13 protein-coding genes are annotated in these 13697 nt (G+C 60.4%); 10 read left to right on the top strand and 3 right to left on the bottom strand.

What is annotated here, in order from left to right; all coding sequences use genetic code 11:
• Window positions 1-47: 47 nt before the first annotated feature.
• Together A6U87_RS08965 and A6U87_RS08970 are read right to left on the bottom strand one after the other, a co-directional pair.
• Window positions 48-2405, bottom strand: coding sequence for a TonB-dependent hemoglobin/transferrin/lactoferrin family receptor (locus A6U87_RS08965; protein ID WP_065690911.1), 2358 nt, complete (start codon window positions 2403-2405; stop codon window positions 48-50).
• Window positions 2406-2644: 239 nt separating this feature from the next.
• Entirely contained in the window at window positions 2645-3460 is an 816-nt protein-coding gene (locus A6U87_RS08970) for an extensin family protein (protein WP_244499454.1), read from the bottom strand.
• Between the two features lie 290 nt (window positions 3461-3750).
• On the opposite strand from A6U87_RS08970, the gene A6U87_RS08975 reads away from it, so the two are divergent.
• The 7 genes from A6U87_RS08975 to queF all read left to right on the top strand — a co-directional run bounded on the left by A6U87_RS08975 (window position 3751) and on the right by queF (window position 9777).
• Entirely contained in the window at window positions 3751-5940 is a 2190-nt protein-coding gene (locus tag A6U87_RS08975) for an anthranilate synthase (RefSeq protein ID WP_065690913.1), read from the top strand.
• A gap of 216 nt (window positions 5941-6156) precedes the next feature.
• On the top strand, window positions 6157-6669 hold the full coding sequence (locus A6U87_RS08980; protein WP_065690914.1) for a hypothetical protein: 513 nt from the start codon (window positions 6157-6159) through the stop codon (window positions 6667-6669).
• Between the two features lie 62 nt (window positions 6670-6731).
• Window positions 6732-7142, top strand: coding sequence for a hypothetical protein (locus tag A6U87_RS08985; protein WP_244499455.1), 411 nt, complete (start codon window positions 6732-6734; stop codon window positions 7140-7142).
• 108 nt (window positions 7143-7250) lie between these two features.
• Window positions 7251-7490, top strand: coding sequence for a hypothetical protein (locus tag A6U87_RS08990; RefSeq protein WP_065690915.1), 240 nt, complete (start codon window positions 7251-7253; stop codon window positions 7488-7490).
• Window positions 7491-7502: 12 nt separating this feature from the next.
• Window positions 7503-8228 (top strand): DUF2161 domain-containing phosphodiesterase, encoded by a 726-nt coding sequence (locus tag A6U87_RS08995; protein WP_083199330.1) that lies wholly within the window; start codon window positions 7503-7505, stop codon window positions 8226-8228.
• Window positions 8229-8397: 169 nt separating this feature from the next.
• Entirely contained in the window at window positions 8398-9312 is a 915-nt protein-coding gene (emfA, locus tag A6U87_RS09000; RefSeq protein ID WP_065690916.1) for a CDF family cation efflux transporter EmfA, read from the top strand.
• On the top strand, window positions 9313-9777 hold the full coding sequence (gene queF / locus A6U87_RS09005; protein ID WP_065690917.1) for a preQ(1) synthase: 465 nt from the start codon (window positions 9313-9315) through the stop codon (window positions 9775-9777).
• 68 nt (window positions 9778-9845) lie between these two features.
• On the opposite strand, the gene A6U87_RS09010 is transcribed toward queF, so the two are convergent.
• The gene (locus tag A6U87_RS09010) at window positions 9846-10628 is read right to left on the bottom strand and encodes a DUF2076 domain-containing protein (RefSeq protein ID WP_065690918.1); all 783 of its coding nucleotides are present in this window, start codon (window positions 10626-10628) and stop codon (window positions 9846-9848) included.
• A gap of 213 nt (window positions 10629-10841) precedes the next feature.
• Here A6U87_RS09010 and A6U87_RS09015 point away from each other — a divergent pair, with 213 nt between their 5' ends.
• The 3 genes from A6U87_RS09015 to A6U87_RS09025 all read left to right on the top strand — a co-directional run bounded on the left by A6U87_RS09015 (window position 10842) and on the right by A6U87_RS09025 (window position 13529).
• Window positions 10842-11426, top strand: coding sequence for an ATP-dependent Clp protease proteolytic subunit (locus A6U87_RS09015; protein ID WP_065690919.1), 585 nt, complete (start codon window positions 10842-10844; stop codon window positions 11424-11426).
• Window positions 11427-11513: 87 nt separating this feature from the next.
• Complete coding sequence (locus A6U87_RS09020) at window positions 11514-12242, top strand: bifunctional 2-polyprenyl-6-hydroxyphenol methylase/3-demethylubiquinol 3-O-methyltransferase UbiG (RefSeq protein ID WP_065690920.1); 729 nt, start codon at window positions 11514-11516, stop codon at window positions 12240-12242.
• 102 nt (window positions 12243-12344) lie between these two features.
• The gene (locus A6U87_RS09025) at window positions 12345-13529 is read left to right on the top strand and encodes a benzoate/H(+) symporter BenE family transporter (RefSeq protein ID WP_065690921.1); all 1185 of its coding nucleotides are present in this window, start codon (window positions 12345-12347) and stop codon (window positions 13527-13529) included.
• The last annotated feature ends 168 nt before the right edge of the window (window positions 13530-13697 follow it).

The following is a 13697-nucleotide window of genomic DNA, read 5'->3' on the forward strand; positions in this document are numbered from 1 at the left end:
GAACGCGGCGTCTGGTGTTTCAAGCTCTTCAGCCTGATCGGCTGGTGTTAGAACTTCTTGGTGAGCGAGATACGGAATGAGCGACCGGTTTCCGTATAGTAGTCAGCATCGGCAACCGTGACGCCGTCCGGCACGTCGATTGCGTTCCAGTACTTCTTGTCGAAGATGTTGAAGACGCCAGCCTGGACCTTCAGGCCTTCGATCTGTTCCGGTTCCCACCAGACAGTTGCGTCGACAAGGCCATAGCCCGGAGCCTTGAAGCCGCCGTCGCTGACTTTGTTGCGTGCCGCAGCCATGGTCACCGAAACATCCGAGCCCCAGGTTTCCGCAGCATATCCGAGGCCGGCGATCGCGCGCAGAGGTGCAACGGAGTTGAGGTAATCACCGGTGTCGGTATTTTCGCCGTGCGCCCAGGCGAACGAACCCCAGGTGCGCCACTTGTCGGCAAAGCGCCATTCGCCAGAGAGTTCGACGCCGTAAATGCGGACGTGGTCAAGGTTTTCGTAGCCCGTGACGCCACCAATAGGGAACTCCGTGCTGGCGCTGGCGTCGACCAGCGTGACGGCTTCGATGAAGTTGCGATAGTAGTTGTTGAACACGGTGCCGGACACTGTGTAGTCCGGGGCATCGTATTTGGCGCCGATTTCGAAGCCGTTGCTTGTTTCCGTCTTCAGGTCAGGGTTGCCGATGACCGCGTAGGAGCCCGGCGAGCCGTAGGTCTGGTAGAGTTCAGTTGCGCTAGGTGCGCGGAAGCCTTGCGACCATTGTGCGAAAAGTTCCAGCTCCGGGGTTGCCTTCCACGCAGCGCGCAGCTTTGGCGAGAAGCGTGAATCGCTGGTGCCTTGGAGATACGCCGTGTCGTAGAGCGGGCTGTCTTCGTAAGCTGCCGTCGATTTCGGCGAATGCTTGTAGTAGTCGAAGCGCAGGCCGGGCGTAATGGTGAGCCTCTCGTCCATCAACTTGATGTCGTCCTCGAGATACATACCGAACACCACGCTGTTGACGTCGGGCATGTCGGAAGCATTGCTGTGGAGCATGCGGCATGCTTGCGGACCGACACTTACGCCGCCAGGAAAGGTGTAGATCGGGACCGTCGACCAGTCGACGTCCGGGCAATTGTCCTTGCCCCAGGAGTATTGATGGGTCTTCTGCCCGTAGAGCTCGCCGCCGAACCTCAACCCATGCTCGACGCCGCCGAGTTCCACGTCCTTGGAGGCATTTCCGCTGACGCCATAGGAGGTCTGCTCCAGCATGTTGTCGCGCTTGTACACGCCCGTCGGCAGACCATAGAACAAGTCCTCACCGCTGGCAGTGCCAGGGTAGCCGATAAACGGAATTGCCGGGATGGCCGGCAGATCGGCTCGACCGTCGCGCAAGCGGATGGCATTGGTCGTGTTGTTCAGGCGCTGCTTCTGCCAGTAGGTTACGATGTTTGCCTGATCGACCCAGTCCGTGTTGTCTGGCGAGATATAGTCGTAGGAGGCGGAAACGCGCTTGCGGTCGACTTCTTCGCCTGACTGCAACGAGCCGGGCTCGTAACTGGACGTCGTACCGCGCATGTTGTCGATGTCTTCGTCGCGGTTGAACAATTCCCCGGTCAGTCCGAAGCGGTGGCCGCCGTCGATGTCCTGGTAGAGCTTTACGAGGGCATTTTTCTGATCGAAGTCGGCCGGATTGGCTTCTGTTCGTGTCGTTGTGTAGCCGCCGATGTCGCCTTGGTTTCCAGTTTCATGGCCTTGCTTGTAGCCGCCCTGGAAGAGCAGCCAGGTGTCTTCGATGTGGCCAGCAACTGCAGCGTTTCCGTTGATGCTCTTGTCGGCGCTGTCATAGCCGGTCTTCACGAGCGCACCGAATTGTTTACCCTCGTCAATCAGGTCCTGGGGGTCGAGCGTTCGCAACTGAACAACGCCGCCCAATGCGCCCGATCCATAGCGGCTTGAATCAGCGCCCTTTGTGATGTCGATCGACGAAAGGCCATCGAAGTCGAACGCGTTCAGGCCGCCCTGCGCCGAGCCGCGCGGGTCTACCAGCCACGGCACGCGGATGCCGTCCAGCGTTGTCAGAACACGGTCATCCTGGAGGCCGCGGATGTTGATGCTGTTGTTCTGTGTGTTGAAATTGACACCTGCATCGATGCGGCGCCCAAGATCCTGGAAATCGGTGACCATGCGCTCCTGGATTTCGGTGCGCTCCACCGTCTCCGTGAGAGGCGACGTTGCCGTCCGCGCGCCCTTGCCTGTCACCGTAATCGGCTTCAGTGGCGTGGCCTGGTCGGCCGACTGTTCAGTTTTCGTCTGTTCCGTCGTTTCTGCCTCCTGTGCAAAGGCAGGCAGGGCGACGCTCATGGCGATCGCGACGGCGGTACCGGCCAGCAAATGCCTGGTCAGCGGTGAATTCGAAGTCATCTAAAAACCCCTCTAAAAAATGCACGCAGAAAATCAGCACGCGTGGCATTGGTGCACATGCGATCGACCTTCAAATTTGTAGATTCCGCTTTGGCAGAAGCCCCGTTGGCGACTGTTAAAAATATAGACAAAAGGAGTCAAGTTTGAAAATGAGTGATTTAGTCAAGTTTTTAAAAGTGTGACAAAACTGTCGTTTTTGGGCGGCGATGGCCGGTGCGCCAAAGCATCTACCTGTGCGGTCAACGGCAGTATCTGTAGCCGTTTGTCCTTTGCAGCACGTCGAGATGAAGATGGGTTTCGTGCGCGGCGTCGCTGCCGGGGGAGAGGACGGTGGTGAAGTAGAGACATGCTGCGGCCGTTGCCGCGCGCTGGAAGGCGCCCTCGAGCGTCGAGTATTCATCGCGCGGCTTCATCGTCAGGCTTTGGCCGTTGTCCAGTTTGAAGTCAGCGATGTCGATGGCATTGCCGTGAGCGTGTTCCGAGATCTTGCCAGTGGAGGCGCCGTTGCGCAGGCGGCAGACATAGGTCGAAGCGTGGGTGATCCCGACGATCTTTCGGCCGGGCATGGCGACGTTCAGAGCGGGCTGCACCATATCCTTCATCCATCGCGCCAAGGCTCGTGCCGTGTCGCAGCGCATGTCAGCGCCCGCGGAGACCGTCACGCCGTCAGCGATCGCCTTCACTTCGACAGGGTGTTCGATGCCGCAACCTTCGCCTTCGGTGACCGCGGGCTTTTCCTCAAACTGAACACCCAGCGTGCGCAGGTCCGCGAGGCAGGCCTTCAGCTTTTCCGGATCCTCCTTCTCGATCGGCGGCGGTGGTGGGGAAGCAACGCTTTCCTTTTGCGTTTCTGCCGGGGTGTTTTCGCCATCCGGTGTGTTCTCGTTCAGCGCCGGCTTCGGTTCGGGCTTGGGAACCTCTTCCGCTTCAGGGCGCGGAGGACCTTGAAAGGGAGCGACGGGGGCGGCTTCGGCGGAGGGTTTCATGGCTGGAAGAGGGCCCGTGGGGGGCAGGGTTGGGCTCATGAGAAGAGCCGCGCTGATTAGAGATGCCATGCCATATCGCCGCATTTTCCACTGCTCCTTGAGATGTTCGCAAAGACGGAACGCATTTGCCCCCGGTTCGGTCGCATCGCTGCGAAGAAATTCGCTTGCGCGCCCAAACGCTTCACGCTAACAATTCCGGCCATGAACATGTCCTTGAACATCGCAATCTGGTGGTGGGCTCGCTAAGGCGGCCTCGACCAATCGTGTCCAAAGACGACGATGAGCCGCCCGGAAAAACCCAGGCGGCTTTTTTTGTTTTAAGGCTGCCTGTCATCCGGGCCCGATAACGGAGTGGAACAATGGTAACGATCCTTCGGGATGACGGAGCGGAAATCTACGAGACCAAGGGTGGCATCACGGTCACGCGGCAGCGCCGGGCGATCCCTTATGGCGACGCGGTCTCCTCCTATATCGACAAGCTCGATGAGCGCCGCGGGGCGGTGTTTTCGTCGAACTACGAATATCCGGGCCGTTACACCCGTTGGGATACCGCCGTCGTCGATCCGCCGCTCGGCATTTCCTGCAACGGTCGCAAGGTCTGGATCGACGCCTATAACGAGCGCGGCGAGGTCATCCTTGGCTTCGTCACCGAACGGCTGAAGACGATCTCCGATCTCGAACTCGGCGCCTCGACGGCACGGCGGCTCGATCTGACGGTGAAGACACCGGATCGCGCCTTCACCGAGGAAGAGCGCTCGAAGATCCCCACAGTGTTCACCGTGCTGCGCGCCGTCACCGATCTCTTCTATTCGCAGGCGGATGCGAGCCTCGGACTTTACGGTGCCTTCGGCTATGACCTTGCCTTCCAGTTCGATGCCATCAACCTGAAGCTCACGCGCCCGACTGACCAGCGCGATATGGTGCTCTACCTGCCGGATGAGATCCTGGTCGTCGACAACTATTCGGCCAAGGCCTGGATCGACCGCTACGACTTTGCCAAGGGCGGTGAGACCACCGAAGGCAAGGCCGGCGATATTCCGGCCGAACCGTTCCAGCGCACCGATGCCATTCCGCCGAAGAGCGATCATCGCCCGGGCGAGTATGCCGAGCTGGTGGTGAAGGCCAAGGAGAGCTTCCGCAAGGGCGATCTCTTCGAGGTCGTTCCCGGCCAGAAGTTCATGGAGCGCTGCGACAGCAAGCCGTCCGACATTTCAAAGCGGCTGAAGGCGATCAATCCGTCGCCCTATTCCTTCTTCATCAATCTTGGAGACCAGGAATATCTGGTCGGCGCATCGCCTGAGATGTTCGTGCGTGTGTCCGGCCGTCGCATCGAGACCTGCCCGATCTCCGGCACGATCAAGCGCGGCGACGATCCGATTGCAGACAGCGAGCAGATCCTGAAGCTGTTGAACTCCAAGAAGGACGAATCCGAGCTCACCATGTGCTCGGACGTTGACCGCAATGACAAGTCGCGCGTCTGCGAGCCGGGTTCGGTGAAGGTCATCGGCCGCCGGCAGATCGAAATGTACTCGCGCCTCATCCACACGGTCGATCATATCGAAGGCCGCCTGCGCGACGACATGGACGCCTTTGACGGCTTCCTCAGCCATGCTTGGGCGGTTACCGTCACCGGTGCGCCGAAGCTGTGGGCGATGCGTTTCATTGAAAGCCACGAAAAGAGCCCGCGCGCATGGTATGGCGGCGCGATCGGCATGGTCGGCTTCAATGGCGACATGAACACGGGACTGACGCTGCGCACCGTTCGCATCAAGGACGGCATCGCCGAGGTCAGGGCAGGGGCGACCTTGCTCAATGATTCCATTCCCGATGAAGAAGAAGCCGAAACCGAACTGAAGGCCTCCGCCATGCTTTCCGCCATCCGCGATGCCAAGGCCGGAAATTCCAGCAAGGTCAGCCGCGACGTTGCTGCCGTCGGTAAGGGCGTCAACATTCTGCTGGTCGATCACGAAGACAGCTTCGTGCACACGCTCGCCAACTACTTCCGCCAGACGGGGGCAACGGTCTCGACTGTGCGTTCTCCTGTTGCCGAAGAGATCTTCGATCGGCTGAACCCGGACCTCGTCGTGCTGTCGCCGGGACCGGGCAACCCCAAGGATTTCGACTGCAAGGCGACGATCAAGAAGGCGCGGGCACGAAACCTGCCGATCTTCGGCGTCTGCCTCGGCCTGCAGGCAATCGCCGAAGCCTATGGCGGCGAGCTTCGCCACCTGGCTTTGCCGATGCATGGCAAGCCGTCGCGTATCCGCGTGCTCGAGCCCGGCCTGGTGTTTTCAGGCCTCGGCAAGGAGGTCACCGTCGGCCGCTACCACTCGATCTTTGCCGATCCCGCAACGCTCCCGCGCGAGTTCATCATCACCGCGGAAAGCGAAGATGGCACGATCATGGGCATCGAGCATGCCAAGGAGCCGATCGCTGCCGTGCAGTTTCACCCGGAATCGATCATGACGCTCGGCGGCGATGCCGGGATGCGGATGATCGAGAACGTGGTGGCGCACCTTGCGCGCAAGGCGAAGACCAAGGCGGCCTGAGGGTGGACGCTGGGCGAGGCCGATTCGACCTCGTTCAGCGTGTCGACCGTCAAGCTAGGGGTCGATCATCGCTTTGGCGGTGTTCCCCCTGTCAACGCCACGACAACGCCTGACCATTTTTGGGTTGGCCCGGCTTTGCCGCGCCTTTCCGTTGACAATCCATCACCCAGACAAGCAACGCTGCCGTCATCTGCTAGATGATGGATCGACGGTTCAATGGCTATGTTCGACTGGTTGACGGGAAACAGATCGGCGCCGCGCGGCGTTGAACGTCAGTCGGTTGTCGCGCTTCGGAAGCAGCTTCTTGCCGTCAATCGGGACAGTGCGCCGTTCGTTGTCCGCGATGGTGCACCGGAAGGAGTCGACCTCGTGGCGGAGTGGAAGATCGTCGATGCCCGGTGGTATGAGATCTTCGCCAAGGCCGCGTTGAATAGCGTCTTCAAGGTCCTGATGAGGTTTGATGAAGCCAGGGGCGAGGTGCGCGCCGTCGACCAGGAGTGGACGGTCGAATGGCGGGCAGGGATACCGTCGCTTTCCCTTTCGGCTGACGCATTTCGCGGTCAGAAATGGGAAATGAGTTTCGGCACCGCCTTCGCATTCCGGGAAGATCTCAGCTACGGCAAGGTCTACGAGTACCGTTTCAAGACGCAAGAGATCAAGACGCCGCTGCGGGCGGCAACCGCGCAGGCTGGATGGGGCTGGAAGGGTGTCGCCTTCGCAAAGCTGTGAAGCGCGGGCAAATTCCGGATCGGGCAGTTGATGCGGTTCGGCTGATGACGAGGGAGACAACATTGAAACTCAAGGTGCTTGGCTTGGCTCTGGCTGTCTCCTCGATATGGTCGTTTGCGGCCTATGGCGATGACTATACGGCCTACAGTAACACGGCGGAGAGCGTGACAGGCGATATCTCCTTCGATGATTTCGGTATCACGTTCGCTTACGGGGAAAGCCTAGCCTTTTCCGATCTTGTGGCCGATCATTTTGTTGTCGACGGCAAGCGGGTCCCGGCATCGGTCTATCGGGTTGAGGAGCCCGGTGATCCGGTGCTTCTCAATGGCAATGCGCTTTGCGGCGCTGGCGATGTCACCTATGTGGCGTCGTGGACTGCAGGCGATGGGCTTTCCGCCATCGCGGTGTTCACGGGCAACCGACCTCCTCGCAGATCCGACGAGATGTGTGCTTCCTACATCTTCCAGGATTGAAGCACAGGGCTGGTCGCGGCGGGTTGCGAAGAGCGATCGTGCAGACGTCGGTTGACTTATGGGGTCAAATCAGAACATTTCGGGAACGATAAATCGGGAAACATTGTCGTGGCAAATGCTGAAAAGTTCATCGTTCTTCCTTATCGCAAGAACCGAGGCAATCTCGTGCCGGGTGAAATGCGCCAGGCGTCGAACCCGATCAGTGCGGAGAAGATTGCATTGTCGATGTCGCAGCGGTTCGTCGGCGTGGCCGCTTACGCGGTCATGGTGGACGAGGAGACAGGTGACATGTCTTCACCTCGACTTCTGGCCCAACACGGCGAGATCGCCGACCTGAACGCTGCGTAGTCTCGCGTTTCCATGGAGACATCGCTTTATCTGCCGGTCAAAGCTTTTCTGGAGGCGGCAGGTTATGTCGTCAAGGGAGAGGTGAGCGGGTGCGATATCGTCGGGCTCAGCGATGCGGAGCCGCCCGTCGTGGTCGTCTGCGAACTCAAGCTTTCCTTCAACCTCGAGCTCATTCTTCAGGCGGTTGATCGCGCGGCGATGAGCGACGAAGTCTGGATTGCTGCGCGCGTTTCGGCCAAGGGGCGGGGACGAGAGGCCGACAAGCGTTATCGCGACCTCTGCCGCCGGCTTGGCGTCGGCATGCTCGGTGTCTCCGATGCCGGCGAGGTCAGCGTGATCGTCAGTTCGGTTTCGCCGATGCCACGCACCAATCCAAAGCGCCGGTCGCGTCTGGTGAAGGAGCACCAGAGGCGGCGCGGCGATCCCGTGGTCGGCGGCGGTTCGCGGGCCCCGATCATGACGGCATATCGGCAGCAGGCATTGCTTTGCGCATCTGCGCTTCAGGACGGGCTGATGCGCCCGCGAGACATGAAATCGCTTGTGCCCAATGCCGGGAGGATCCTGCTCGACAACGTCTATGGATGGTTCGAGCGGAAGGACAAGGGGATCTATGCTCTGACACCGGTGGGAAAGGACGCGTTGTTGCGCTGGCCGCAATCGACGGCCGATCGATCCGTTGTCGAGGACGTCGTCCAAGCGGATGCAATCGAGAGGCAGTCGGCGGCGGGGGATAAGTGAAGCGACAAGCCGCAGCTTTAGCGCCGCCCCTTTGACAAATCGCATATTCTTGCCCATATGGCCCTCATTGACCGCCTGCGCGATTTTCGCGCGGGCGGTTTTGCGTTTGAATGGCATAGTTTCTGCAATTCGTTCGCATCCGCACTGAGACTGGCGCAGAGGGATCGATATGGACAAACAGGGCAATCTCACGGTTCGACGGCTGGCGTTTTGGGGTATTCCCGTTTCGCTCGGCATCATGGGATTGAAGATGGTGGCGTGGTGGGTGACCGGTTCGGTCGCGCTGCTTTCGGACGGGTTGGAATCAACCGTCAACGTCGTTGCGGCGTTCATCGCCTTTTTCGTCATTCGCTATGCGCAGAAGCCGGCCGACCACGACCATCCTTTCGGGCATCACAAGGCCGAGTATCTTTCGGCGGTGACGGAGGGGGCGCTCATCGTTGTCGCGGCGTTGCTGATCGTCAACGAGGCAGTCAGCCATCTTGCGGATCCGCGGATGCTCGAGGCGCCGGTGCTCGGCCTTGCAATCAACTTCGGAGCTGGTGTTCTCAACGCGATATGGGCGCGCCTGCTGATCAGGACAGGGCGCAAGTACCGCTCGGCGGCGCTGACGGCCGATGGCCAGCATATCATGTCGGATGTCGTGACATCGGTCGGCGTTCTCATCGGCTTGCTGCTGGCACTTGCGACCGGCTACGCAATCTTCGATCCGATCCTGGCTATCCTCGTTGCCATCAACATTCTCTATCAGGGCTGGAAGGTGATCAGCCATTCCATCGGCGGTCTGATGGATCGTGCCGTCGAGCCTGAAGAAGAGGAAGCGATCAAACAGGCAATCGCGACGCATGCGACGGGCTCGCTAGGTGTTCACGACCTCAAGACACGCACGGCTGGTGCGGTTACCTTCGTCGATTTCCACCTTGTGGTGCCGGCGGCCATGTCTGTAAGGCAGGCGCACGATATCTGCGACCGCCTTGAAGATGCCATCCGCGCCGTGCATCCGGGCTCCAGCATCGCCATTCACGTGGAGCCGGAGGGCGAAAAAGCCCATGGCATCCGCGTCAAAGTCATCAAGGAGGCTTGAATGCCCAACACAGACGTTTCCAACCTCTCCATGCTGGGCAACCAGACGGAGGCTCCGAAATCGCCCGAGGAGGCGGTGCTGGAGAAAGTGCCGTCGAACCATGCGGGCACCGACTATGTCGTGCGCTTTACCGCGCCGGAGTTCACGTCGCTCTGCCCGATGACGGGCCAGCCGGATTTCGCGCATATCGTCATCGACTATATTCCGAACGAGTGGCTGGTGGAATCGAAGGCGCTGAAGCTCTTCCTGCATTCCTTCCGCAATCACGGCGCTTTCCACGAGGATTGCTCGATCTACATCGCCAAGCGCCTCGTCGAGCTGCTCGATCCGAAGTGGCTGCGCATCGGCGCCTACTGGTATCCGCGCGGTGGCATTCCGATCGACGTGTTCTGGCAGACGGGCAAGCCGCCTGAGGGTGTCTGGCTGCCGGATCAGGGCGTTGCGACCTATCGCGGTCGCGGCTGAGGATGAAAAGAAACGGCGGCCATTCGGCCGCCGTATCTTTTTCCATTCATTGCCGTCGGCTGAGAGCGTCAGACGTCGAAGGTGTCGTCGTTGCCGAAATCCGACTGGTCGTCATCATCGTCCTGATAGTCGGCCTGTTGGAGGCCGGCGTTGTCGTCATCATTGTCGGCGTTGACGTCTTTGTCGTCGGCCACGGTCTGCGTCTTGTCCTTGTCGTCACCAAAATAGTTGTTGATGACGGTTTCCTCGACCGGGCTGCTGCCTAAGGGGTTTGAGCCTGCCAAGGGCGAGCCCAATCCGAGAGACGACATGTGACTGCCGAAGATGCCGCTCAGCGAATTGGCAAGCAACATGCCGCCTGCCACACCTGCGGCCGTTCCAAGGGCACCCTGCAGAAAGCTGCCGCCGGCGGACGGTGCGGATGGCTGCGGATTCCACGGGCCTGCCTGCTGCTGCGGCATGGCGCGCGGGTTTCCGTCAAAGCCACGCTCCTGCTGGATGGCCTGGCGCGGCGCGTTGCCCCACGGGCCGGAAGACTGGGCCGGTGGCGGGGCGGACGCGCTGCCGAAGATCGAACTCAGGAAGCCGCCGCCCTGTTCGGCCTGATGGTGCTCGCTTTCGGCGGCTTCGAGCTGGTGGACACGGCTTTCCAGCTCCTTGATGCGATTGGCGGCGGCCTCCAGCCCCTTTTCCTGGATGATGACGGCCTGCGCCAGATAGTAGGACGCGTAGGGCTGTTCGCGTGAGGCCTGTGCAATCAGGCTTTCGGCGTCCGGGTCACGCGCGGTGGCTGAGGCGGTGCGGACGCGGTCGAAGAGGGAGGTCAGCAGTTGGCGTTCTTCGGGTGACATGGCGCGTCTCCTTGATGGGCACAGGTGGGTCCGTACTGAAGTGAGGTAGGTAGCGATTTGGGCATTTCAAAGCCATGCGGCGTTACATTTCGGTAAGTCCCGGCACCCTAACCATATGTTCACCCGTTCCGTGGCTTGTCTTTTTCTCGCATTGTTTTACGCATTGAGTCGCACTATGTGCGGGGAACCCGAATTCACGTGAGAGAGGTTCGAATGAACGACGAAGACCAGGACGACAAGACGAAGGAACTGCCGCTCGGCAAGGAAACGGAGGCGAACCTTTTCAAGTCGCGTTCCATCTTCATCTATGGACCGATCAATCAGGAACTGGCGCAGAAGGTCTGCTCGCAGCTCGTGGCACTCGCCGCAGCCAGCGACGACGACATTCGCATCTACGTCAATTCGCCCGGCGGCCATGTCGAGTCCGGCGATTCGATCCATGACATGATCAAGTTCATCAAGCCAAAGGTCTGGATGATCGGAACGGGCTGGGTCGCATCGGCCGGCGCGCTGATCTATGTGGCGGCTCCGAAGGAGCAGCGTCTTTGCCTGCCGAACACACGCTTCCTGCTGCACCAACCGTCCGGCGGCACGCGCGGCATGGCGTCCGACATCGAGATCCAGGCTCGCGAGATCATCAAGATGAACGAGCGCCTGAACAAGATCATGGCTGCGGCCACCGGTCAGTCCTACGAGAAGATCGCTGCCGATACCGATCGCGACTACTGGCTGTCTGCTGAAGAAGCGAAGGCCTATGGTCTCGTTTCGCGGATCGTCACGTCGCAGAGCGACATCTGATTTTGTGCTATGAGAAGCGCCCTTGCTTGCCAGAAGGCGGGCGAGGGCGCTTTTTTATTTTCGGCAACCTGACTGCGGAGTTTCATCGTGCCCGATTTGCACTACGACCATCCGCGTCTGGCAATTCTCTATGATCTCCTCTGTGGTTGGTCTGCAGACGGCGACTTCTATCTTTCGCTGGCAGACGGCGAGCCGAAGTCGATCCTCGATCTTGGCTGCGGAACCGGACTGATCTGCGATGCCTATGCAGCACGCGGGCACGATGTCACGGGCGTCGATCCGTCGTCGTCGATGCTCGATATCGCCAGGCAAAAGCCACATGGCGGCAGGATTGAATGGGTCGAGTGTTACTCTCAGGATTTCCGATCTGATAAGCGCTTCGATTTGATCATCATGACAGGTCATGCCTTTCAGGTGTTGCTTGATGAGACCGCCGTCCTTGCCGCTTTAGCCGCTATGCGCGAGCATCTGACGGATGGAGGTCGCATCGTCTTTGAATCCCGCAATCCTGAAATCGACTGGAAGACACGCTGGGACGGAGGTGTGTCCGAGGTCGTTCAAGATGAGCTTGTCGTCCGAGAGACGCGGCACGTAGTCTCGTACTGTGAAGGCCGGGTTCATTTCGAAACCAGCTATCATTTCCCTAGCGAGACTTTGGTTTCAACGAGCAAGCTTGTGTTCCTGTCTCGCGGGGAGATCGAACGGCTAATCCAAGTTTCCGGGCTGCGGACCGAGGCTGTCTATGGCGATTGGGACCGCAAACCATTCGACGAGATGATGTCGGATGAAATGATTTTCGTCGTAAGGCACGCCTAGGTGGACGCGGCCGGCTGGTAGGTACCGAATGGTGCCGATCTGCACTTGCGCGACTCTGCCCGATACGGCTCCATGCAGCATTTCTTTTGCAAGAGTGCTGCCATGCTCAAAGACTTTTCCGTCCAGGCCCTGTTCATGGGCGTCCTGACTGCGTTCGTCGGGTTCGCCAGTTCGTTTGCCGTCGTGCTCCATGGTTTGCAGGCGGTGGGCGCGACGGAGGCGCAGGCCGCGTCCGGCTTGATGGCGCTGTCGATCTCGCTCGGGCTTTGCGCCATAGTCCTGAGTGTCAGTACGCGGCTGCCGGTCAGTATGGCATGGTCGACGCCTGGCGGGGCGCTTCTTGCCAGCACCGGTGTTGTCGAGGGTGGCTTCAATGCCGCCGTCGGCGCCTTCATCGTCTGCGCGCTTCTGATCATCGTTGCCGGACTGTTCAAGCCGCTTGGCCGGGCCGTTGCCGCGATTCCGGCGCCGCTCGCCAATGCGATGCTGGCGGGTGTGTTGATCGGGCTCTGCTTCGCGCCGGTCAAGGCAATCGGGTTCAATCCCTTGCTCGGGCTGCCGATCGCGCTGGCATGGATCGTCGTCGGCGCCTTCAAGCGGCTTTGGGCGGTGCCGGCGGCGCTGGCGGCCTTCGTGCTGGTGGTGGTCTTTGGCGTCGACGTGCCGGATGGGGCGTTGGCCTCGGTCCAGCGGTCGCTGCTGCCGACGATTGAGCTGGTCACGCCTGTCTTCAATGTCCCCGCCTTCATCTCGATCGCGCTGCCGCTGTTCATCGTCACCATGGCGTCGCAGAATATTCCCGGGATCGCGGTGATGAAGGTCAATGGCTACGAGACGAAGCCTGGCCCGCTCTTTGCCGTGAGCGGCATATTCTCGCTGTTCTCGGCACCGTTCGGTGGCCATGCCGTCAATCTGGCGGCGATCACGGCGGCGATGTGCGCCGGCCCCGACGCGCACCCCGATCCCCGTAGGCGCTACTGGGCGGTTATCGTCTGCGGTATCTGCTACCTCATCCTTGGCCCGCTCGCCGGTGCGGTGACGGCTTCTGTCGCGCTGGCGCCGCCGATCCTCATCCAGGCCGTGGCCGGCCTGGCGCTGATCGGGGCGTTTTCGGGCTCCGCCACGGCGGCGTTTCAAGCGCCTGCAACGCGCGAGGCGGCCGCGGTGACCTTCCTGGTCACGGCGTCGGGCGTTTCCTTTGGCGGAATCTCCGGCGCTTTCTGGGGGCTGCTGGCGGGCGGTTTGATGATGGCGCTATCGCAATTTGTGCAGTTGGCAAAAAAATAGGCGAGGGGATTGCCAGTTTTTGGTCCCCCGGCTATACACGCAGCCATGAAGAACACGGGCATCATGATTTCTGAGCAGATTGCACGCGGGCGCATCGCCCTGCGCGACAATACGCGCGCCCTGACATCGCTTCTTCTCCTCGGCCTTACGCGCGGTTGCCGGGTCCGT

This window comes from Rhizobium sp. AC44/96, assembly GCF_001692185.1.
Lineage (GTDB): Bacteria > Pseudomonadota > Alphaproteobacteria > Rhizobiales > Rhizobiaceae > Rhizobium.

Excerpts from the sequence above, each read along its gene's own strand:
- A6U87_RS08975 (WP_065690913.1), top strand. The coding sequence starts at position 3,751 with ATGGTAACGATCCTTCGGGATGACGGAGCGGAAATCTACGAGACCAAG.
- A6U87_RS08980 (WP_065690914.1), top strand. The coding sequence starts at position 6,157 with ATGGCTATGTTCGACTGGTTGACGGGAAACAGATCGGCGCCGCGCGGC.
- A6U87_RS08970 (WP_244499454.1), bottom strand. The coding sequence starts at position 3,460 with ATGGCATCTCTAATCAGCGCGGCTCTTCTCATGAGCCCAACCCTGCCC.
- emfA (WP_065690916.1), top strand. The coding sequence starts at position 8,398 with ATGGACAAACAGGGCAATCTCACGGTTCGACGGCTGGCGTTTTGGGGT.
- queF (WP_065690917.1), top strand. The coding sequence starts at position 9,313 with ATGCCCAACACAGACGTTTCCAACCTCTCCATGCTGGGCAACCAGACG.
- A6U87_RS08965 (WP_065690911.1), bottom strand. The coding sequence starts at position 2,405 with ATGACTTCGAATTCACCGCTGACCAGGCATTTGCTGGCCGGTACCGCC.
- A6U87_RS08995 (WP_083199330.1), top strand. The coding sequence starts at position 7,503 with ATGGAGACATCGCTTTATCTGCCGGTCAAAGCTTTTCTGGAGGCGGCA.
- A6U87_RS09015 (WP_065690919.1), top strand. The coding sequence starts at position 10,842 with ATGAACGACGAAGACCAGGACGACAAGACGAAGGAACTGCCGCTCGGC.
- A6U87_RS09025 (WP_065690921.1), top strand. The coding sequence starts at position 12,345 with ATGCTCAAAGACTTTTCCGTCCAGGCCCTGTTCATGGGCGTCCTGACT.
- A6U87_RS09010 (WP_065690918.1), bottom strand. The coding sequence starts at position 10,628 with ATGTCACCCGAAGAACGCCAACTGCTGACCTCCCTCTTCGACCGCGTC.